Source organism: Nitrobacter sp. MLSD-S21, assembly GCF_058809865.1.
Map to the genome: position 1 here is coordinate 295,634 of NZ_JBXASZ010000002.1, position 20,752 is coordinate 316,385.

17 protein-coding genes are annotated in these 20,752 nt (G+C 57.3%); 11 read left to right on the plus strand and 6 right to left on the minus strand.

Features of this window, described 5'->3' with window-relative positions; all coding sequences use genetic code 11:
* Nucleotides 1-3: 3 nt before the first annotated feature.
* The gene (locus AC1RT6_RS07160; protein ID WP_079445710.1) at nt 4-753 is read left to right on the plus strand and encodes an HAD-IA family hydrolase; all 750 of its coding nucleotides are present in this window, start codon (nt 4-6) and stop codon (nt 751-753) included.
* A gap of 119 nt (nt 754-872) precedes the next feature.
* Here the strand turns inward: AC1RT6_RS07160 and AC1RT6_RS07165 are convergent, their stop codons facing one another.
* Complete coding sequence (locus AC1RT6_RS07165; RefSeq protein WP_079445709.1) at nt 873-2,234, minus strand: glycosyltransferase family 4 protein; 1,362 nt, start codon at nt 2,232-2,234, stop codon at nt 873-875.
* A 281-nt stretch (nt 2,235-2,515) separates the two neighbouring features.
* Between AC1RT6_RS07165 and AC1RT6_RS07170 the strand changes: the two genes are divergently transcribed.
* The 4 genes from AC1RT6_RS07170 to AC1RT6_RS07185 all read left to right on the plus strand — a co-directional run bounded on the left by AC1RT6_RS07170 (nt 2,516) and on the right by AC1RT6_RS07185 (nt 8,782).
* Complete coding sequence (locus AC1RT6_RS07170; RefSeq protein ID WP_079445708.1) at nt 2,516-2,746, plus strand: hypothetical protein; 231 nt, start codon at nt 2,516-2,518, stop codon at nt 2,744-2,746.
* Between the two features lie 280 nt (nt 2,747-3,026).
* A complete protein-coding gene (locus tag AC1RT6_RS07175) occupies nt 3,027-3,896 on the plus strand; it encodes a hypothetical protein (protein ID WP_079445707.1) in 870 nt (289 codons plus the stop codon).
* Between the two features lie 90 nt (nt 3,897-3,986).
* Complete coding sequence (locus AC1RT6_RS07180) at nt 3,987-6,425, plus strand: glycosyltransferase (protein ID WP_079445706.1); 2,439 nt, start codon at nt 3,987-3,989, stop codon at nt 6,423-6,425.
* Between the two features lie 2 nt (nt 6,426-6,427).
* Nucleotides 6,428-8,782: a glycosyltransferase family 2 protein gene (locus AC1RT6_RS07185; protein ID WP_079445705.1), complete on the plus strand. Its 2,355-nt coding sequence runs from the start codon at nt 6,428-6,430 to the stop codon at nt 8,780-8,782.
* Between the two features lie 114 nt (nt 8,783-8,896).
* On the opposite strand, the gene rfbD is transcribed toward AC1RT6_RS07185, so the two are convergent.
* Entirely contained in the window at nt 8,897-9,823 is a 927-nt protein-coding gene (gene rfbD / locus AC1RT6_RS07190) for a dTDP-4-dehydrorhamnose reductase (protein WP_079445704.1), read from the minus strand.
* The gene (gene rfbC / locus AC1RT6_RS07195) at nt 9,823-10,377 is read right to left on the minus strand and encodes a dTDP-4-dehydrorhamnose 3,5-epimerase (RefSeq protein WP_079445703.1); all 555 of its coding nucleotides are present in this window, start codon (nt 10,375-10,377) and stop codon (nt 9,823-9,825) included. The genes rfbD and rfbC overlap by 1 nt, the downstream gene beginning before the upstream one ends.
* Before the next feature lie 105 nt (nt 10,378-10,482).
* Here rfbC and rfbA point away from each other — a divergent pair, with 105 nt between their 5' ends.
* Genes rfbA through AC1RT6_RS07215 form a run of 4 tightly spaced genes read left to right on the plus strand, consistent with a single transcriptional unit; the run spans nt 10,483 to nt 14,432 of the window.
* Nucleotides 10,483-11,358, plus strand: a complete 876-nt coding sequence (gene rfbA / locus AC1RT6_RS07200; protein WP_079445702.1) for a glucose-1-phosphate thymidylyltransferase RfbA — start codon at nt 10,483-10,485, stop codon at nt 11,356-11,358.
* Between the two features lie 20 nt (nt 11,359-11,378).
* Nucleotides 11,379-12,443, plus strand: coding sequence for a dTDP-glucose 4,6-dehydratase (gene rfbB, locus AC1RT6_RS07205; RefSeq protein WP_079445701.1), 1,065 nt, complete (start codon nt 11,379-11,381; stop codon nt 12,441-12,443).
* A 59-nt stretch (nt 12,444-12,502) separates the two neighbouring features.
* On the plus strand, nt 12,503-13,804 hold the full coding sequence (locus AC1RT6_RS07210) for a UDP-glucose dehydrogenase family protein (protein ID WP_079445700.1): 1,302 nt from the start codon (nt 12,503-12,505) through the stop codon (nt 13,802-13,804).
* Nucleotides 13,782-14,432: a hypothetical protein gene (locus tag AC1RT6_RS07215; RefSeq protein WP_244553406.1), complete on the plus strand. Its 651-nt coding sequence runs from the start codon at nt 13,782-13,784 to the stop codon at nt 14,430-14,432. Before AC1RT6_RS07210 ends, AC1RT6_RS07215 begins: the two co-directional genes overlap by 23 nt.
* Nucleotides 14,433-14,620: 188 nt before the next feature.
* Here AC1RT6_RS07215 and AC1RT6_RS07220 read toward each other — a convergent pair whose 3' ends face one another.
* Nucleotides 14,621-15,865 carry a glycosyltransferase family 92 protein gene (locus AC1RT6_RS07220; RefSeq protein ID WP_079445698.1) on the minus strand — a complete coding sequence of 415 codons (1,245 nt, stop codon included), beginning with the start codon at nt 15,863-15,865 and terminating at the stop codon, nt 14,621-14,623.
* Between the two features lie 215 nt (nt 15,866-16,080).
* On the opposite strand from AC1RT6_RS07220, the gene AC1RT6_RS07225 reads away from it, so the two are divergent.
* Both AC1RT6_RS07225 and AC1RT6_RS07230 read left to right on the plus strand, forming a co-directional pair.
* The gene (locus AC1RT6_RS07225; protein ID WP_472791287.1) at nt 16,081-16,290 is read left to right on the plus strand and encodes a hypothetical protein; all 210 of its coding nucleotides are present in this window, start codon (nt 16,081-16,083) and stop codon (nt 16,288-16,290) included.
* 115 nt (nt 16,291-16,405) lie between these two features.
* Nucleotides 16,406-17,287: a glycoside hydrolase family 71/99 protein gene (locus AC1RT6_RS07230; RefSeq protein WP_472791286.1), complete on the plus strand. Its 882-nt coding sequence runs from the start codon at nt 16,406-16,408 to the stop codon at nt 17,285-17,287.
* A gap of 165 nt (nt 17,288-17,452) precedes the next feature.
* Here AC1RT6_RS07230 and AC1RT6_RS07235 read toward each other — a convergent pair whose 3' ends face one another.
* Nucleotides 17,453-18,376, minus strand: a complete 924-nt coding sequence (locus tag AC1RT6_RS07235) for a glycosyltransferase family 2 protein (RefSeq protein ID WP_079445696.1) — start codon at nt 18,374-18,376, stop codon at nt 17,453-17,455.
* A 14-nt stretch (nt 18,377-18,390) separates the two neighbouring features.
* Complete coding sequence (locus tag AC1RT6_RS07240; protein ID WP_079445695.1) at nt 18,391-20,595, minus strand: glycoside hydrolase family 99-like domain-containing protein; 2,205 nt, start codon at nt 20,593-20,595, stop codon at nt 18,391-18,393.
* Nucleotides 20,596-20,752: the final 157 nt, after the last annotated feature.

Sequence of the window (20,752 nt, forward strand, 5' to 3'; positions counted from 1 at the left end):
GGAATGAGCGAAGCGTCTGCCAATAATATTCCGCTGGACGACGTAAGAGCGTTGATCGTTCAGGCAAGCGCCTTGATCTTCGATGTCGACGGGACGCTCGCCGAAACGGAGGAGGCTCATCGCAAGGCCTTCAATACCGCATTCGCCGAAGCTGGCCTTGATTGGTGCTGGGACCGCACCCTCTACAAGGACTTGCTGCGAGTGACAGGTGGAAAGGAACGTATCCGCGCATTCGACGCGTCGCGAAATGGAGCTTCTCCACAGCTGTCGGATCGCGAGATCGCGGAATTACATCAAGCAAAAACCAGGCTATACGCCGAATTGGTAACCAATGGCGGCTGTTCGCTTCGGCCGGGCATTCACGCCCTGTTATCCGCGGCACGAAAGCGCGCGCAGCCTCTGGCGATTGCGACCACGACCTCGCGCGACAATATCGATGCGTTGCTAACAGTCTCGCTGGGCAAGGACTGGGCACAGTGGTTTGTGGCTATTGTCGCCGGAGACGAGGTGCGTAACAAGAAGCCTGCACCGGACGTCTATCTCAAGGTTCTTTCCCAACTGGACCTGCCGGGATCGCAATGCCTTGCTATCGAAGATTCCGGCAATGGTCTCGCTTCGGCATCGGCCGCGGGAATTCCTGTCCTGATTTCACGCAGCGCTTATTTCAGCGACGATGACTTTTCAGGCGCGGCTCTTACGATCGATGACTTCACTCACATTTCAGACATGCCTGAAAATAAATCGGATATGTGATCGGAGAGATTCTCTCGTCGATGATTTTAGAACGAATAAAAAAAGCGCATTCACCAGAACGACTCTTTTTCAGAACGACTCTTCTTTCAAATCCATCAAAATTATTTCCATTCATGGTCTCAGCCAGTCCGGCCGGAACAGCCTTCGTCTGACCATTCCACCTTGGGCGGCGATATAGATTTGCGGGAGCGTCGGGCGGCTTTAGGCCATTCCGACGCCGAGCGTCCTCTCCAGACGTTTCGTCGGGCAGCCGCCGATGATGGGGATTCCTTGAGGTCGAGAAGCTGACGCATTTGCGGCAGGCATACCCGCTCCGCGTCGAAATGCTCGACGACAAATTGCCGGGCAGCCTCTCTGATGGCGTAAAACCGATCGGGTTCCTGAAGCGCCTCAACGACCCGCGCAGCCACTTCATCGACCGCGAAAAAAGGAACCAGCAGGCCGTTGTCTCCGGAACTGATGACTTCACGCACAGGCGGGGTATCCGACCCTATCACCAGGCAGCCGGCGCTCATCGCTTCCAGCGCAGACCACGACAGCACGAAGGGATACGTCAGATAGACATGCGCAGATGACACCTGAAGTGCCGCAATAAAAGTGCTGTACGGAACTCCGCCCATGAAATGAACGCGCGACATGTCGATCCGATCGCGCACCTCCTGCAGAAAAATCGACTTCCAATTGCTGCCCGCCGGCGGAGGAAGGCCATACGACAATCCATCCCTGCCGATAATGACAATCTGTGCGTTGGGCCGCCGCCTCAATATTTCCGGAAGCGCGCGCATGAAGATATGGTAACCCCTAAGCGGCTCCAGGTTACGCACGACAAATGTCACGATTTCATCCGAGCGGCCGACTTGACGGCCGTTTGGAAGCATCAGACGCGCCTGGGGATCAGGTCGCACGCGCGATGTATCGATCCCCTCGTGAATAACTTCGATCTTGCTTTGATAATGCCTTGGAAAAGTCGACTGCTGCCAATTTGTCGGCGAAATTCCGACATCGCAATCAGCTAATGCAAGCAAGGTCGTCGCGTTCTTGAGCTGCAACCCGATATGGCCATCCAGGCCCGAGATTGGGAATTCCGGATCGAAGCCGATGTCGCGACCTTCGGCGCCGTAGAAGAACTCGCAATAGACCACTTGCCGCGCCTTGGGAAACATGGTGCGCAACGGCAGCGTTTCGCCCCATCCGGGATGGGCAAGGATGACATCCGGCGTAAATCCCGATGTCGCCAGTGTTGAAAGGCTGTAAAGCACCTGCTCAGCGCGACGACATTCAAGATCGAAACGTCTGGCAAACGGATGCGTGCCCGAAACGTCAGCGTCATGCAGAGCATATTTAATCAACTTGACCGAAGGCATCGGCTGCGCATTCGATGCACCAATCGCGGCGAGTTCAAATCCTGACTCACTCGCTAACGCCGCCGCGAGATTTCGGTACTGCGCCGGGAAATTATTATGCACGAATAAAATTTTCATCGGCGTGATATCTCTGGTCAGGATCGCGCTAAAGCATGCGTATCGCTACTTAGAAAGGCTTTCCATCTCCGGTCCCTTCTCATCGTCGATGCCTTCGAGACAATCTCGTCTAAATGTTTGCACGTTGACAAGTTCCAAATGACTCGAGGCTTGTTCATTCAGCTTTCACTTCCGTCTGACATCTTCCTGCCCTAAAAGTCGTCGAATAGTCGAGACCGGATGGACACGGATAACGAAGTCGCCGTATCACCCATAAATATGGCTAGCGCGGGACATTCGCGATGAGGCTCAAATTTACACAACATGTTTCCGATTATCTTCCGCAGATTCCGCACCCGGATTTGAGCAGCGTTGAGGATATTCCGGATTCCGTCGACAGCATCGCTGACTCCATCATACTGCTGAAAGACGAGAACGACAGATTGCGCAAGATGGCCGCATCGCTGAGTGTGGAGGCTGAGGACATCCGGCGATCTCTTTCGCCTACGAAATCGACGACCTTGTTGGCCTGATCATTTACTGGAGCCATGTGCTCACCACGACTGCCACTAGGAACATGATTCGCATCGGTATCTCGGAGAGAAACTGATGTATTCCGGCCGTTTCGTTTTCTCAGAGGGACGGCAATCGCGGGATCGACAACTTGAGAACGGAAATGACGTCTATAGTGGTTGCGTCGCGGTTTTGATCGTCTGCCCGCTGATTTCACGATAGCGGGTTTTCTAAGACAGCCGGTGGTGCATGACGAATTGGCACAATTGAGGGAGATGGCTGGTGGATTTGTTTCGGGGGATGACGAACGAGACTGAGCAACAAAAAAAACTGAGTCTCGACCGCGGACTTTTCTTCATCAATTACAAAAGCGCCGACGACTCCGTCTCGCCACCTCGCGTAATCGTCGCGCCGGCCGAGGGGCATGAGCGGCGCATGGAGATCATTCTGCATCCAGACGCGACCGAGCCGATTTTATACAGTCCCAATTCTGGACTGGTCGTGCGGATTAACACACCCGCGACTTTGCAGGTTCAGGTCCGGCCGACAAGACCTGGAGGATCACAATCTGCCATCGTGCGCGTCGAACAGATCCAGGCCGGACGAATTCCCGACGCGGCAAGTCCAGGCAACGGCGTGGGGCTGCATGTTGCAACGGAAGGTCTGAAGGTGCTCGGCCACGTTGCAGGCCGCGGCGACATTGTCGTCGGTCCGGATGCGTGGATCGCTGGTCCGGCCGCGCCGTCTCGCGTGGAAGGCGTGGCGCTGGAATGGCCGGACAAACCTGCGAGCATCGATATACGTTACGCGGTCCAGTTCGCCAACGGTCAGACTGGCAGCGGCAAGATGGTGCCGCTCGGCACCTATGCAGGCACGCGCGGCCGGGCCCTGCCCCTTACTGGCGTGGTTCTCGAGATGAGCGGCACCGATGAACTGAAGTTTGTGGCCGAGGCAGGTTTTTTAAATGCGCCCACTCTCCGCGCAGTTGGCAAGCGCGTGGTTTTATCGGGTCCGACCAGCCGCGAACCCCTGGTCGGCATTCGCATCGGGATCGAGCGTAGTGCGCCTGCGGAGGTGGTTGCAACGTCTGCAATACCACGCAAGTCTGCCGGTTCAGCACGAGTGCGGGTCTTCCGCAGCCAGCAGCGTCAGGCGGGCGCCGCCAGATAGAAGCCGATCATCGCTTTTCGGATTGCGCGCTGGAGGCCGGCTGCGGATTTGAAGCTCCGGCCAAGCGCCAACTTGTCAGGACACCGGCAGATGGTTCTCGGTCCCGTCACTGACAATCAGGACCGTGCTGCATATTCCTCGTATGTCATGCTCGAACGCATGGCCGCGCAAGCGTTAACGGCTAAGGACTATTTTGCTGCATTCAAATACGCGGACAGACGTTGCCGGGTCGATCCATCATCGGCTGCACATTGCTTCGTTCTCCGCGCGGAGGCGAACTGGAGACTCGAACGCAAGGAAGCGGCCATGGCTGATCTCGCCGAAGCGCTCCTCGTCGATCCATCCGATCTTGCCGCCAACCGCAGAATGTTTGCCTGGGCCACCGACGATCGACGGCGCACCGCAGCCGCCGATCTGATCGGCCGCGACAGCAATCCGGCAGTCCTGCGCCTTGCCATTGAGGAACTCCGACAAGCGGGGTATCGGCATTGGGCTGCCTATTCGGTATTTGACAACCACGTGACCGGCTGGATCGCGTGGACCACAGCGAACGCCGTAGAAGTGAGCGTGGGGGTCGAAAACGGCGCACTGATCAGCCAGCTCGAGCCCGACCCGTTTCACCCCTTGGCCAGCGTGGACGTTCAGGCAGCAGCGTTCCTGGTTCGGCGTCCAACGTCGCGAGCGCCTCAGACGCTGACGCTGACATGCGACGGCGAGATCTTCCGGGTTCGACGGCTGGCTCCCAACCTGTCTTCACCACCTGACCTGCCAAGCCAAGCGTGCCGCTCAACCGCGTCCCGATCCGACACCTCGCCACCCACCGTTATCGTTCCGGTTTACCGGGACGTAGCGGCGACGCTGGACTGTTTTGACAGTCTCATCAAAGCACGCGCATCGAATACGACCGGGAAACTTTCTTTTCGTATCCTGGCAATCGACGATACCAGCCCTGAACCGGAGTTGCGGCGCTATCTCAGCGAGCTTGCCGCCCGAGGGACGATCGATCTCCTCGTGAACGAGAGCAATCTCGGCTTCGTCGGCGCGATCAATCGCGCGCTGGAGAACGTACTGGCGGGCGACGTCGTTCTGCTCAATTCGGACACCATTGTGCCGCCGGACTTCGTTGAGAGACTGGCGGACGTAGCGCGTTCCACACCGGATATTGGAACAGTCACTCCCTTGTCGAACAACGGTGACATTTTTTCGTTTCCAGTACCGAACAATGTCAATCCGATGCAAAGCTATGAAGGAATTCTTGAGATCAACCGGATCGCGAGCATCGCCAATGCCGGTGATGTCACCGACGTGCCGAGCGGCATTGGCTTTTGTCTCTATGTCACGCGCGACTGTCTCAAGGCCATTGGCGCGCTATCGGAAAACTTCGAACGAGGCTATCTTGAGGACGTCGATCTCTGCTTGCGCGCCCGCGGCAAGGGTTTTCGTAACGTCTGCGCGCCGTCAGTCTATGTCGGGCATCACGGCTCGAAATCCTTCCAGCACGAAAAGCGACGTTTGGTGCTTCGCAATCTGGAGGTGCTTGACCAGCGATTTCCCGATTATCGGCGGGAATGTCGCGCATTCGAGATCGCTGATCCGTTGCGACCGGCGCGTGCGAAGCTCGACCGGGCGTTAACATGGCCCTGCCAGCCGTCCGTTCTGATTCTCGGCAATCGACGGAGATTTGCCGTTGCTGAGGAGCGGGCACGCCACCTCGGCGAGCGTGGCGAGCGTGCGATTTTCCTGTCGCGCGAACGGGATGTCATTCATGTCAGAGCCGCAGATGGGAGCAGCCCACAAGCCATTCAGTTGAATGTCGGCACTGAGACAGGCGCCACCGAGGCAGCTGCCATCATCACACGGCTGCACCCCGAGCGCGTCGAAGTTTTCGAGCCGAACCCATTACCTCAGCTGATTGATCTGATACGGAAACTTGGTCTTCCCATCCATCCGTGGCTTACGGCAGGGACCTTGAGCGAAGCGATCACGTCGCTTCCCGATGAGACTCAGCTTTTTGTTCCCGGAAAGAACGCCCAGGCGTTTGCGAAGGCTCGCTGGCCCGAACGCAAAATCGTCCTTCAGGATTGGCCGACCCGCCCGCTGACCGTGGAGCCGATCCATGGCGCGAGTCGATCGGTTGCCATCGTGCCGTCCGAGCCATCCCCCGCATCCTTCCGCTTGATACGACGTTTGGTCGATGACTTGCGACGGTCGATCGTTGTTGCCGGCGTGACCTGTGACGATGAGCGTCTGATGTCCTGCACGAATGTCTTCGTTACTGGCAGGATCGCAGCCAGTGAGATCGGCGATGTGCTGGCGCCACATAACCCTGGCTGGCTGTTGACGGATTTTGACGAACCGGCATTCGGCCATCCTCTGATCGAGACTGCAAGACGAGCCTCGATACCTGTCGCATACCGCGACTGGTCAGCCGGATCGGTCAAACCGCGAAAGGGCGATCTTGCCATCCCGGCAAACGCGGACGAGGAGGAATTTATCGATGCCGTTATCGCGTGGGCCGGACTGTCCTAGACATGACGCGTGTCATCCGGGCTCGCAAGGCACAGATCACCAAGCCAAAGCTGATCAGCCGGCTCGCACTCGGCGACGACGGTACCGTGTCCGGTTTCGTGTTCGATCCGGATGCGCCGGAACACCGCTTCACGATCGAAATCCTCCTCGACGGCCTAGTGCTGAAGACTGCTTACGCCGCCGCGTTCGCGCCGGAATGCTCTGAGCTAGACCGAAGTAACACTTGCGGATTCGCTGTGAGCATTGACATCGAACTGCTCCATGCCGCGCGTCATCTTTCGGCGCGACTCGCCAATCTCGGAACTCCCGTCGGCAATCCCATAGACCTTGAGAATGACACGACGTTTCGAGCCGATCTTCGCCCGACCTGCAAGCTGCGCTGGTTGGGCGGCCTGCACTTCCAAGGGTGGATCGATAGCGAGATCGTCGTCACTCTGGAAGCAATCGTCGACGGGGAGTCCGTCGCGCAGGTCCGCGCCACGGCCTGGACGCACATCGGTGGCGATGCCGAAGGAGGTGCGTCCCGCAACGTTCGCGCATTCGATTTCCACGTCCCGCAACGTCTCGCCGACGGAAGAGTCCATCGAATCCTGCTGCGGAAAGAGGATGGCGAACAAATTCCGGCAGCAGCCACCTTTGTGGCGTTTCCCGACGGCCTAGCCGGAATGATTGATGTCATCGGCGGCTATGCCGCTGAGCGGTTGCGCGGTAAACTTTATGACCGGCTTATTCCAGCCTCGCTGCCGTTGCATGACTATGCCGACTGGCGCGAGCGCTTTCCGTTACCGGAGCCTCAGCCAAGCCCGCTTCGGCTGGCTGTCGTGATCGCTGGAAGCTCCGGCACCCAACAGACGCTCGCCAGCCTCGAAGCGCAAAGCCACGAGAATTGGACCGCTGGCGCAATCGACGGCCAGCCGCTGTCGATCGATAGCGACGCCATGCTGGAGTTTCTCGAGGACGCCGCACCCGATGCGGACTACATCGTCGCGACCATGGCGGGCGTGTCGCTGGAACGAACCGCTCTTGCACGCATCGCGGCTGCGTTCGACTCCCATCCTGATGCATTAGCTTTGTACGGTGACCTTGACTTTCTCACTGACGACGGTCGCCTCTGGCCGCTTGCTTTTCCAGCGTTCGATTACGAAAGGTTGCTGGAACAAGGCTATTGCGCCCACCTGTTCGCAGTCCGGCGTAAGGCATTATTTGCGGCCATCGAGACGGCGCGGCCGAATAACCTCTACCGCCTTTTCAACAGCCTGCTGGATCAAATCGGTCCTCTGCGAACAGATATCCTTCACTTGCCGGGGGCATTGGCGACCATGCCAAAGCTCGACCGAACCACAGCTGGTGCGCTGCTGTCCGCGGCAAGCCAGTCGCACCTGCGGGCGCGCGGAATCCATGCAAACGTGACCCAGCGGACCGGCAATTTTTTTCCGGCGGTTCGAATCAAACGACCGCTCTCCAAACAGCGCGTGACGGTGATCATCCCGACGCGCGACCGCGTTTCTCTCCTGCGACGTTGCCTTGAGACCATCGCGCCTGCCGTTGAACGCTGCCACGCCGATATCCTTGTTGTCGACAACGACAGCGCGCAGCCGCAGACTATTGACTTTCTTTCCGATCTGTCACGACGCGGCATTCGAACATTGCGGATCGAGGGGCCGTTCAATTTCGCACGGCTCAACAATCAGGCCGCCGCAACGCTCGACAGCGACATCTTGTGCCTGCTCAACAATGACATCGAGGCGAGTTCCGATGACTGGCTCGAGGAGATGCTCACGCGTCTTGGCGAGCCGGACGTCGGCGCGGTCGGCGCGCTGCTGACCTGGCCCGGTGACGTCGTCCAGCACGGTGGCGTGGTGTTGGGCATGAACTTTTCGGTTGCGCATGCCTTTACGGACCGGTTCAGCGATGACCCGGGCTTTCTCGATCAGCTTCTTGTGGCGCACGAATGCAGCGCAGTGACCGCGGCTTGCCTTGTAACCCGACGAAACGACTATCTCGCCGTCGGCGGAATGGACGAGGACCGCTTCGCGGTGGCGCTCAACGATGTCGACTATTGCCTGCGGCTGCGCGAGGTCGGCAAGCGCATCGTCTTGACACCATACGCGAAACTGATTCACGCAGAGTCCGCCAGCCGGGGTAGCGATCATCGCGCCGACCGGCGAAGCCGGTTCGAACACGAACTCAATCTGCTTCGTGCGCGCTGGGGCGAACGGCTGAACGACGACCCGGCTTACAATCCGCAATTGTCACGCGACGGTGTCCCCTATAGCGGCCTGGCATGGCCGCCGGGGCGACGAACTCCCCGATACAATCGTCCGCCGGTCGCACACGATCTGCCGTTGGGATTCTGACGCAACGCCGGAAGCTGATTCAAGAAATCGAAATACACTCCAGGGTTAATCCTTTCGAGCATGATCTTATCCAAAACCAGGTCCGCCTTTTTGGGCGCGGCGCTGAGGCCGGGATCATGCTCTCATTGCCAAGACCGCCTGCTCGCCTTGACGTGTCACAAGGCTGTCGAGTTCCGCCGATAGCGCTTCCTGCCAAGTTGGCAGGGCCAACCCGAAACGATCTCGCAATTGCGACAGGTCGAGCCTGGAATTACCAGGTCGCTTGGCTTTGGTCGGGAAATCGGCCGTGGCTATCGGGGTGATCCTTTCCACCAAAAGCTTCACACCGCGAGACTTCAATCCATCGACGATGGCAGTAGCAAAGCCGTGCCAACTCGTTTCGCCGGCACAGGTGAGATTGACCACACCGCCGTGGCGCGCGAACAACCCGCTCACGTTCGATGCATTCGAGAGCACGATGTTAGAAATGACACTAGCGATCGCGCTTGCCGTGGTCGGAGCGCCGGTCTGATCGGCGACAATGCGCAATTCCTCGCGTTCACCAGCCAGCCGCGCGATGGTCCGCAGAAAATTGGCGCCGGTCGCTGCGTAGACCCAGGAGGTGCGTGCAATCAGATGTGGCCCACCGGCTGCCTGGATGGCGAGATCGCCGGCGAGTTTACTCCCACCATAGACCGAGAGCGGGCCGGCGGGACTGTCCTCGCGCCACGGCTTGTTGCCCGAGCCATCGAAAACATAGTCGGTCGAGAAATGGATCAACGGCACACGATGCCTTGCCGACCATTCCGCGATCGCCGCGGGCGCTTTGGCGTTGATAAGGAAAGCGAGTTCACGCTCGTCCTCTGCGCGATCCACCGCGGTATAGGCTGCGGGATTGACAATGAGATCAGGCTTGAATCCGTCGAGCGCCCCGGCAAGCGTTTCGGGCTTCGAAAGGTCGAACGCGCTGCGCGACGGCGCAATGACCGTACCACCTTTGTCCAGCAACGGCCGAAGCGCCCCGCCGACCTGACCGCTGGTCCCCGTCAATAATATCCGCATCAGACTTGCCCATAGCGAGGAAGGTTCTTGATCTCCGCGAGCAGCGGCGCATCCGCATCCTTGGCTGACAAGGACGGCGTTTCCACGCCCCAGTCGATGCCGATTGCAGGATCGTTCCAGCGGATCGAGACCTCGTCCTTCGGACTGTAGAGATCGTCGCATTTATAGAAGAAGTCGGCGGTCTCGGAGAGAACGACAAAGCCGTGCGCGAAACCGCGGGGAACCCAGAGCTGCCGCCTGTTTTCTTCGCTCAGCTCAACGGCCACGTGGCGGCCGAAATTCGGACTGCCAACGCGGACGTCGACGGCGACATCCAGGACCTTGCCGCGGAGCACCGTCACCAGCTTCCCTTGCGGAAAAGGGTTTTGCAGATGCAACCCGCGCAGCACGCCCCGAGCAGAGCGGGACAGATTGTCCTGGACGAACGGACAAGTGACTCCGTGCTCGGAGTAACGGGGAAATTGATACGTCTCGAGAAAAAAGCCGCGCTGGTCTCCGAACAGCCTGGGCTCGATGACCACTGCGTCGGGAACTTCGGTCCGAATAACATTCATTTCGCGTCACTTTATATTTGTTAACGTATGATACCTCCGCATTGATAACAAACTTGCACGCTTAACACTATATGTTATGTTATCAGCGATTAAATGAGAGGGGCCATGAAAGGCATCATTCTTGCCGGGGGGACGGGTTCCCGCCTCTACCCAGTGACGACGGTCGTTTCCAAGCAGCTCCTGCCCGTCTTTGACAAGCCAATGATCTACTATCCGCTGTCCACGCTGATGCTGGGCGGCATTCGCGAGATTCTGATCATTTCGACACCGCAGGACGGGCCGTTGTTTCATCGGCTACTCGGCGACGGCAGCGAAATCGGCATGCGCTTTGCCTATGCGACGCAGGAAACTCCGCGCGGGCTGGCGGACGCCTTCATCGTCGGCCGCGATTTTATCGGCTCCGACTCCGTCGCGCTCGTATTGGGCGACAACATTTTCTACGGCCATGGGTTGCCCCAACTGCTGTCGGCCGCGTCCTCCCGCAACAAGGGCGCCACTGTGTTCGGCTATGTCGTGAACACCCCTGAACAATACGGGGTCGTTGAGCTCGACGATACCGGACGAGCGCGCTCGATCGAAGAGAAGCCGAAGCAGCCGAAATCCAACGTGGCCGTGACCGGGCTGTATTTTTATGACAACGACGTTGTCGAAATTGCAGCTGGAATCAAGCCGTCTGCGCGCGGCGAGATCGAGATCACGGACGTCAACAACGCCTATCTTGAGCGCGGCGATCTGTACGTCGAGGTTCTCGGGCGCGGCTTCGCCTGGCTCGACACCGGAACCCATTCCTCGCTGGTCGAGGCCAGCCACTTTGTCCAGATCCTGGAGCAGCGACAGGGCTTACGCATCGCTTGCCCCGAGGAAATCGCGCTGCGGCAAGGCTACATCTCGCTTCCGGCATTTGAGAAGGCTGCCGAGAAGAACGGGAAAAGCAGCTACGGCGAATATCTGAGATCCGTTGCCATTTCATACCAGTGTTAATTTCGCGGAGGCGATCGATTATGCGCTTTAAGGCTTCGACCATTTTTGTCACAGGCGGCGCGGGGTTCATCGGTTCGGCGGTAGTTCGTCACCTCCTGCACAATACGCACGCTCGCGTGGTCAACATCGATAAATGCACCTACGCAGCGAACCTCGACTCACTGCCTGGTACGAACGAGAACCTGAATTATGCCTTCGAGAAGCAATGCATCTGCGACGGCCTCGGGCTGCGTCATCTTTTCGAGAAATATCGACCAGACGCCGTAATGAACCTCGCCGCCGAGAGTCATGTAGACCGCTCAATCGACGGCCCAACTGAGTTCATCCAGACCAACATCGTCGGTACATTCACTCTGCTGCAGGAAACCTTGCGTTATTGGCGTTCGCTGTCGCCCGATAAGCAAAAGAAATTCCGCTTCCTGCACGTCTCAACCGACGAGGTATTCGGCTCGCTCGGCGACGATGGCTTTTTCACGGAGGCCACCGCCTACGCGCCGAACTCACCATACTCGGCTAGCAAAGCATCTTCCGACCATCTGGTGCGCGCGTGGCGCGAAACCTATGAGTTGCCCACGCTGGTCACCAATTGCTCGAATAATTACGGCCCCTATCACTTTCCTGAAAAGCTGATCCCGCACATGATCATCAAGGGCCTCGCCGGCGAGCCGCTGCCTGTTTATGGCGACGGCGAGAACATTCGAGACTGGCTCTATGTCAATGATCACGCGAAGGCGCTCTCACTGACCCTCGAGCACGGCGCTGTCGGCGAAACTTACAATGTCGGCGGGCGTAACGAGCGCACTAACCTGCATGTCGTCGAGAGCATCTGTGACCTGCTCGACGAGATCCTGCCGGGTGCGGCACGGCATCGTGACCTCATCACTTTCGTCGCCGACCGCCCCGGCCACGATCGGCGCTACGCCATCGACGCATCCAAGCTTGAGCGCGAACTCGGTTGGCTCGCGGAGGAGAACTTTGAGAGTGGGATTGAGAAGACGGTGCGTTGGTATGTCGACGAACAACCGTGGTGGCGGGCGATCCTGGAGCGAGGCTACACAGCAAAGCGCGTGGGACTCAGGCAGTAGCCTGCCGATGGCTCGATCGAAAACCCGCTCTGTGATCGGAAATCGGAGTCCATAATACCATGCGCATCGTGATGATCGGCGCCGGCTATGTGGGCCTGGTATCGGCAGCCTGCTTCGCAGATTTCGGTCATGACGTGACCTGCGTCGACAAGGATTCCAACAAGATCGCAGCACTGAACCAGTACAGGATTCCGATTTTTGAACCCGATCTCGACAAACTCGTCGAGTCCGGCATCAATTCGGGCCGGCTGAGATTCGGGGTCGATCTCTCCGATATAAGCAACGCCGATGCCGTATTTATCGCGGTCGGAACGCCGTCACGACGCGGAGATGGGCATGCAGACTTGAGCTACGTGCATGCCGCTGCTCGCGAAATAGCTGGTCTTCTGGAGGGTTTCACGCTTATCGTCACGAAATCGACGGTGCCTGTCGGAACAGGCGACGAGGTCGAGCGGATCATTCAGGAGACAAATCCAGCGGCCGACTTCGCCGTCGTTGCGAACCCGGAGTTCCTGCGGGAGGGCGCGGCAATCCGTGACTTCCAGCATCCGGATCGCATCGTGGTCGGAACCGAGGACGAGCGCGCCAGGAAAGTGATGGGCCGGATCTACCGCCCGCTTTATCTCAACCAGGCGCCCATCCTCTATACCAGCCGACGGACCGCTGAATTGATCAAGTACGCCGCCAACGCCTTTCTCGCGACCAAGATCACCTTCATCAACGAGATTGCGGATCTTGCGGAACGCGTCGGAGCCAACGTGCAGGACGTTGCGCGGGGCATCGGGCTCGACAATCGCATCGGCGCCAAGTTTCTTCATGCTGGACCGGGCTATGGCGGCTCGTGCTTTCCGAAGGACACTCGCGCGTTATCGAAAACCGCGCTCGATTTTGGCGTGCAGCTTCGCGTCGTCGAGGCCACCCTGACCGTGAACGAGATCCGCAAACGTACGATGTCGCGAAAGGTAGCCGGCGCGCTCGACCATGATATTCGCGGAAAGACGATCGCCGTACTGGGCCTGACCTTCAAACCCGACACCGATGACATGCGTGAAGCGCCGTCGATCGCACTGATTGCCGGTCTGCTCGATTTCGGCGCCAAGGTAAGAGCGCACGATCCCGTCGGCATGGAGCAGGCGAAGAAAGAGCTCTCCGATATCGAATACTGCGACGACCCCTACGCCTGCGCCCGCGGCGCCGACGCGCTGGTGATCGTGACCGAGTGGCGGCAGTTCCGCGCGCTGGACCTCGAACGGATCAGAACCGACATGGCCACGCCGATTATCGTGGATTTGCGAAACATCTACAGGCCGGAAGACGTACGATCGGCAGGATTCAAGTATGAAAGCATTGGTCGCCAATAAGACGAACATTTCGGGGAGCGACACCTTGCTGACCCCCTGCATGGCCGCAACCGACACGAAGCAACAGTTGTTGCCGAGGATGTCTTCAGATGAGGCGGCTTTGTTTCTGTCGTTTGTCAGAAACAGCCGCATCTACGTGGAATTTGGAACCGGCGGAAGCACTGCCGTCGCATCAAGGCATGTTCAGAGTTCGATACTTTCTGTTGATTCTTCCCGGGAATGGCTCGATCAGGTCAAGACCGCATGCGCCTCGAGTCAAACAAAGCCAGAGCTGATTTTTGTCGATATCGGTCCGACTGGCGAATGGGGATTTCCGACTGACGCCTCCACGAAATCGCGCTGGCCGGACTATCACTCGGCCATCTGGAAAATGCCGCATAGCGCGGCTGCGGATCTCTATTTCGTCGACGGTCGTTTCAGGGTCGCGTGCTTCGCGCAGATCGTATTGCACTGTAGTCCGAATGCGATTATCGGCATTCACGATTTCACTTCACGTCCAAAGTATCATTGCGTCAGGGAGATCGCACGCGAGATTGCAACTGCCGGCGATATCTCGTTCTTCCGCCCTCTTCCGGAAAAAAGAATTGCAGAGGCCCTCCTCCAATCATTTCATGCCGAGCCGGCCTAACAGCTATTCCGGCTCTGATGGAATCAATAGCTTTTCGTTGACGCGTTTTCTTCACGCGAACCGGAATTCACTCCGCTCGAAAACGCTATAGCTAAACAGCCTCGGTGCCCGCGCCGCAACCGGCGAATTCGGACCAGAACTGAATTCGCATACAGCGCGTACTGTGCGTTACATCTGCATCGTAACTTTCAGCGATGAGCCAGTTTCTTGAGCTCAGGCAGGAATTTCAGGATCGTCAGATCCTCGACGTCATTGCGGTCGCGGAGCGTGAAGAACTCCATCGCCCGTATGCGCTCGGGGTCACCTTCCGCCAAAGGCCTCCCCCGCTCCCGCTTCTTCAAAAGCTGCTGTCGAGATTTCGTATAGTAGTGATTGATGGCCAGCTTCTTGCGCTTCGGAACCGAGCACCGGCCGCCGATCGGGAAAACGGGGGCGCCGTCCTCCTGGACGTAACATCCCAATACCAGCGACTGATGGGGGTGAAGATAGGCCACGATCGCATCGGGGCGCACGATCGACTTCATCACATAATGATCCGGAAAATCATCAGGAGCCCGTCGCGTAAACGACTCGATGCAGAGGCCTTGTGGTTTTGCCTCGTGACCATTGGAACCGAAATTCAGCCATTGAACCGCGACAGCCGGCGCCGAGGGAATATCGTCCAGAACATCCCTGATGCTGTTACCCTCGACGGGATAAAGAAACTCGTCGGCATCGATAAACGCGCACCATTCGGAGCTATTCCGATAGCTGTCGATTGCGTGATGAAAGGCGCGTATTTGTCCAAACTCACCTTTCACATGGTGGTAGGTGATCATGTCCGGCCAAGGAAAGGATTCAATTATCGCTCGCGTTTCGTCGGTACTTTCGTTGTCGTACAAATAGAAATGATCAACACCGACCAGCTTGTGGAGATGCAGCCACTCAAGCAGATCGTCCGCTTCGTTCTTGATCGCACAAACAACAGATAATCTGTGCTTCTTGCGGCTCACGCCGGCATACAGCTTCTTGGCCTCCATGACTCGGAGAAGGCCAGCGAATTCCCGGCGGAGATTCTCGCTCGAGGGAGCAGCCGCCAAGGCGGCAAGATAGGTATCTTGCGCCGCTTGGGCCGAACCCATGTTCAAATGGGTTACGGCAAGTCGATGCAGGATACGGGAATCGGACGGCAGTTCTCTCGCGAGACGCGTCAGAATCTCTCGTGCTCGCGCAAAATCGCACGCCTGCATCAGCACCGCAGCTCTCGCGAACTGATACTCGCTGTACCCGCTAAACTGCTCTTCCAGCTCCTTGACCGACTGCATCAGTTCTTCCGGATTCGGATTGGCAATCCGGCCGGAAAAGAACTCTTTCAATCTTGGTTCGATCTCGTTGGCCGTGAGCGCATCGACGTCCAGGTCCAAGCCGAATTTTGTCAGTGTCGCAGTTTCCATTCCCACCCTGTCGCGCTCCAGGCTTGTTCAAAAACCCTGACACCGGCTCCCAATTCCGGCGAAGCCGACTTTGATTTGCCGGATTGCGGCATGATCTTAACAGATCAGAGCAGTGTTCAATTCACGTGTGAAGCCTATTCTAGATTTTTGTAAGGTCTTTTCGAGGAAAATCAACAGATCAGTTAACGAATACCGCTGTGCAGTGTTATGGTTGAATGAACGAGCCTGACACTCACTACAGACGGAAGGCGTTCGCGCATGTTGACCCGACGCACGATTGTCGCTTCGCTGGCGGCAAGCCTGGTTCCGCCTATCACGCCGATCTTCCGGCGCAAGAGTTTCGCCGCAACGGCGATGAAACCCCGACCTTTGGTGGGAGCAATCCGCTGGGATGCCTGGTATTCGCCGGGTTCGGCGCCGACTGAAGCAGTCGAGAACTCGCTATCGCCCGAGAAATATCGTTGGCGAGCGCCATTTTTCGCCAAAAGCTCCGCCCACGATCCGAAGCCTTTTTCTTTCCCTCCCATCACGCCAGAGGAAATGGACAAGGAGATAAGTCAAGCCGTCTTCGCCGGCCTCGATTACTGGGCCTTCGTTGCCTACGGATCAAACCATCCGATGTCGAAGGCGCTCTATCAGTTCAGAGCCAGCGCGGCGAGTGATAGCCTCAGATATTGTCTATTTACCGAACTTGACCGGTGGGGGTCACGCAACAAGCCGACAACCTTGCCTCAAGAGCATATCGGTCTCATGGCGGACAGGAATTACCTGCGAGTCTCGGGTGACCGACCTTTATATTTTCTGGGTTTCATCGCGCCGGCCTCCATAGAACGAAACTGGAAAGGAGTCGCGGGTCTGAAAGAGCAAATCGAAAAGTTTAGAAGTAGCGCAACCGAGGCGGGGTTGGCTAATCCCTACATCGTGCTGGCCGGAGATCAGAATTTCTTGATGCGGGAAGCTAAACATATCGGCGGGGATGCGACCGGATCATACGCGCTCACGATAGGGAATGGCCGAGGATCTTTTGCCGAGCTTACGCGAGTTGCTGAGCGAGGCTGGAACGAACTCAGTAATGGTCACCTGCCTGTGGTGCCGACCGTGATGACGGGATGGGATCGCCGCCCTCGCATTGAACATCCTGTCCCATGGGAAAAAAAACAGAAACCAGGAGAAGGCATAGAGAACTTCTTCACAGCGCCGACGAAGAAAGAGCTCGCCGATCATCTGGAACGCGCTCTCGGTTGGGTCACCGCTCTACCATTGAGTGAGCAGGCCCCCGTCGTGCTGATCTATGCCTGGAACGAGAACGATGAAGGCGGCTGGCTGATGCCGACGCTGCCTTGTCAGACAGACCGTCTTGATGCGCTGCGTCAAGTTCTCAAGAAGACAGCCGTCCCGAGCCGCAAGCCTAAACTCTGCTAAGCTGTTTCAACTGGGTTGAAATCTCTCGAGTCTTTTCACTTCGGACAGACCTAGATGCCTGGCTTTATGGTTTTGATCTGACGCGTTTTCTTCACGCGAACCGTTATCTACTTCGCTCGAAAAGCGCTCTAACATGTTGCTTTGGATTCATTCAGCCCGAGATCATCATCGCCACTTGAGCGGCATCGTCCATTCGTTCCAGTCCACGGTCCGATGGTCAGGATGGTAAGGAGCATACAGCTGCTTTAACCAATAGCTGAAGTTCGGATGTAGCTTGATAAAACTGTAGAAGGCATCTCCGAAGTTTATGGGGCTCAGACAAGCTCTGTTGATCGGTCGTTGAGCTATCGCGTTTGTGCAGTACGACGACATGCAAGCCCTTGTTTCGCGTTCGGCCACCTTGCTCAAGCTTCGAAAACTATTCGTCGAATGGAGCCGATACATATAGCGATCCGATTCGACATATTTGGGCTCGACTACCGTTACGGCACGTAGCGCGAACTCCCAGTCATGGCAGTATTTCAGATCGGACAGCAACCCGATTTTCCTTAGCAATTCCCGGCTCAATACGAAGTTGCCGCTTGAGGCAGCGACCTGTGAATCCAAAAATATCCAGGATAACGGAGAACCCGTTATTCGGCCGCGATCAATGGCGTATCGAAGGCTCGTCGGAAATTGATAGGTTGTTATCGGCCTGCCGCGTTCATCGATTGGCTCAACGGCCGAAAAGCCGAAAAACAGCTTTTCTCTCTCATATTGGCTCGCAAATATCCGGATACGATCTTTCGAAAATGCATCATCCGAATTCAGGAGGAAGATCATGTCTCCCTTCGCGAGAGACAACGCCCTGTTCCAGGTGCCGGGCGCTCCGAGGTTGAGAGGATTCTTCAGGAGCGAGCAAGATGCGAAGCGCTTGGCAAAGGATCTTTTTTTGAGAACGCGTTGCGCGATTTCGAAGCTCTTATCAGGCGAGTGATCGTCGACGATAATGAGCTCAACGTCGGGGAAGTTCTGTCGATAGACAGTCTCCAGGCATTCTTCGATATACGCTTCATGCTTGTAGCAAGCGATGACGACGCTGGCCAACATGCGGATTCCCCAGCTCAGCGTCGAACAATGATCGAATGATTCGATCTGATGAGCGCACGACTCCCCTCACCTACCTCCAGAACCGCGATCTGGTACTCTCCTTCAGGAAGATCGTGGACGAGAAAGGAGAGCTGGAAACCAAAATAGCAATCACTGCTCTTCGTTCTCATATATTCCTTGACGTCAAACCGCTCATGCCAGTCCACGACCAGACAATAACCGTCTCGGTCCGGCATTTCGGAGGCCGTGGAGAGAAGGATGAGGAAGGCAATCCTGTGTTTGCTTGCCTCAAAGGAACCGCCCGCACAAACCCATCCTCGCACGAGCACGACCGATCGCGGGTCCACCACCACCCGTTCGTTCGTTTGAGAATTAATGTTTTCGACGACCAACAACGATTCCGCCGGATTTTCCGATGCGCCCTCGGCCTCAACCGGAATCCCGCTTCGCATATGTTGCAGGCCGGAATAGATCATCTCCGATCGATGAATGTTAGCGAGCAATTGAACGTGGGTACTCGCCTCCTTCATCGCTTGCTCGAGCTCTTGCCGACTCAGGCAGTCCAGCAAATCCGGATTCGAACGGACCTGAGCCGAGATTGGTTCGGACGATGCCACCCTTCTCACTGCCTCCAGAAACGCCCGACCGTACCGCGAGTCCGGTTCCAGGTGAGCTCCCTCGGCCCATTCATTCCAGGAGTTGATGAAAACAATCGGCTCCGCAAACGGGCCCTTTCTTGCTCTCCCTGCAGCATCCCGCAGCCATACCTCGAACGCCTCCGGACTCGATCTGTTGAAGATGTGTCCGCGTGAACCTTTGCGGGGCGTGTTATCCCAGCGCGGCATGACGGCCGGAAAGCAGGGAAAATCGTAGGTCTTACCCAGAGACGAGCGCACGGCATCAACATAGTCGTAAACTTTTCCGGTGAAGTTCGCCGGCGCGCCCAGCTCGGACAGCGGCTGCTCCGTCGTCGAGACGGTGTGCGGAGGAAACTCAACTGCCGCATCGCAGTTCACGTCGCGTGGATCAAACTCTCCGAACGTCATGGCGTTACAGATCAGAATTTCCCCGATACCTAGTTCCTTCGCTCTTGCGCGCCATGTTTCAAACAGCCTCTGCCTGTCCGGCAACAGCGAGGGCCGATAGATCAGGATGATCTTGCGACCATCTACCGTGATATAGCGTTCATCGAGCAGGAGCTCCGCCATATCGTCGATAAAGCGAACGTCATCTTCCAACGCGTGATTCTGTCCGAGCAGGAGCTCGGCATCCGAACCGTCCCAGCGGCGCGACCAGTTCTCATTCGCCCAGCAAATGCAGAACGGCAGGTCTGGCTCTCCATCCTCCAGAAGAAGCTGCAATGGCCGTTCGAGCAGCCTGCGACCCTGGAACCAGTAAACGTAGTAACAGAAGCCATGGATGCCGTAGCGGCGAGCCAGCTCGGCCTGTTGCCGGCGGGTCTCCGTCAATCTCACGTCATAAAAGCCCAGATCTGCCGGCAGCCAGGGAGACTGATGTGCAGGAAACTGAGGGCGCATACGTGCGATATTGGTCCATTCGGTGAATCCGGGTCCCCACCATCTGTCATTCTCCTCGAACGAGTGGAACTGCGGGAGATAGAAACAAACATGACGCACCTGCTTGCCGGCGGGATCCGGATCAGGTGTGATAGGCCTGTTGTTATTGGGAATCAGCAGGTCGGTATAATCGGAGGGCGAAAATCCGAGCGCGACGACCAGGTCATCGGGCGCGATGGCGTCAAAGAGCGGGATCTCGAAAAACTCTCCATCATCTAGACGAACGCGAAGATAGATCTGTGTCTGGTCCGGGTCCGCCAATGTGTTTCTGAGCGCGCGCGCCAGACGTCGACGCGCGACAGGGTTCGCCAGATCGATACGAAATCCGGGACGGCCGATTGCCATTCCCGAGCCGATTCCGGCGGGAGCCGCGCGGTCCGTTCTCGTCTCCTCGATCGCGTGGGGACCGACAAAGAGAGAAAGAGAAACAGATACCGTGGGCGAGCGCGTATCGACGATCCAGCCAGAAATTTCCCGGCCCGAATGCTCCAGTATTGCCCCGCGCAGGCGCGCGCCTGACTCCAGATCGCTGAGATCGGGATCCAGAAACGAGCTTTGAAGAATTTCCTCATGTGGAATAGGACTGGCGACGGGTCGCGTATTCTTCGCATTCCTAACATCGCGCTCCGCAATCTTGTTCATCGTACCCGGGTCTCCTGACAGCCCTGACCTGTTAGACTCATGATCTCGCATCACGCGCGGGCGAGGCCTGAAGACAAGCCACTCATATTCCGCCGGCGAGATCTTGCGTGAAGAAGGATGGTCCCGCTTTCAATCCTCAAGATCGAACCTGATCGCG

Bases quoted from the DNA above. Each gene is read 5' to 3' on its own strand.
- rfbA (WP_079445702.1), top strand. From the start codon at position 10,483: ATGAAAGGCATCATTCTTGCCGGGGGGACGGGTTCCCGCCTCTACCCA.
- AC1RT6_RS07220 (WP_079445698.1), bottom strand. From the start codon at position 15,865: ATGGAAACTGCGACACTGACAAAATTCGGCTTGGACCTGGACGTCGAT.
- rfbD (WP_079445704.1), bottom strand. From the start codon at position 9,823: ATGCGGATATTATTGACGGGGACCAGCGGTCAGGTCGGCGGGGCGCTT.
- AC1RT6_RS07225 (WP_472791287.1), top strand. From the start codon at position 16,081: ATGAACGAGCCTGACACTCACTACAGACGGAAGGCGTTCGCGCATGTT.
- AC1RT6_RS07215 (WP_244553406.1), top strand. From the start codon at position 13,782: ATGAAAGCATTGGTCGCCAATAAGACGAACATTTCGGGGAGCGACACC.
- rfbB (WP_079445701.1), top strand. From the start codon at position 11,379: ATGCGCTTTAAGGCTTCGACCATTTTTGTCACAGGCGGCGCGGGGTTC.
- rfbC (WP_079445703.1), bottom strand. From the start codon at position 10,377: ATGAATGTTATTCGGACCGAAGTTCCCGACGCAGTGGTCATCGAGCCC.
- AC1RT6_RS07210 (WP_079445700.1), top strand. From the start codon at position 12,503: ATGCGCATCGTGATGATCGGCGCCGGCTATGTGGGCCTGGTATCGGCA.
- AC1RT6_RS07180 (WP_079445706.1), top strand. From the start codon at position 3,987: ATGGTTCTCGGTCCCGTCACTGACAATCAGGACCGTGCTGCATATTCC.
- AC1RT6_RS07170 (WP_079445708.1), top strand. From the start codon at position 2,516: ATGAGGCTCAAATTTACACAACATGTTTCCGATTATCTTCCGCAGATT.
- AC1RT6_RS07165 (WP_079445709.1), bottom strand. From the start codon at position 2,234: ATGAAAATTTTATTCGTGCATAATAATTTCCCGGCGCAGTACCGAAAT.
- AC1RT6_RS07185 (WP_079445705.1), top strand. From the start codon at position 6,428: ATGACGCGTGTCATCCGGGCTCGCAAGGCACAGATCACCAAGCCAAAG.
- AC1RT6_RS07175 (WP_079445707.1), top strand. From the start codon at position 3,027: ATGACGAACGAGACTGAGCAACAAAAAAAACTGAGTCTCGACCGCGGA.
- AC1RT6_RS07235 (WP_079445696.1), bottom strand. From the start codon at position 18,376: ATGTTGGCCAGCGTCGTCATCGCTTGCTACAAGCATGAAGCGTATATC.
- AC1RT6_RS07160 (WP_079445710.1), top strand. From the start codon at position 4: ATGAGCGAAGCGTCTGCCAATAATATTCCGCTGGACGACGTAAGAGCG.
- AC1RT6_RS07230 (WP_472791286.1), top strand. From the start codon at position 16,406: ATGGACAAGGAGATAAGTCAAGCCGTCTTCGCCGGCCTCGATTACTGG.
- AC1RT6_RS07240 (WP_079445695.1), bottom strand. From the start codon at position 20,595: ATGAACAAGATTGCGGAGCGCGATGTTAGGAATGCGAAGAATACGCGA.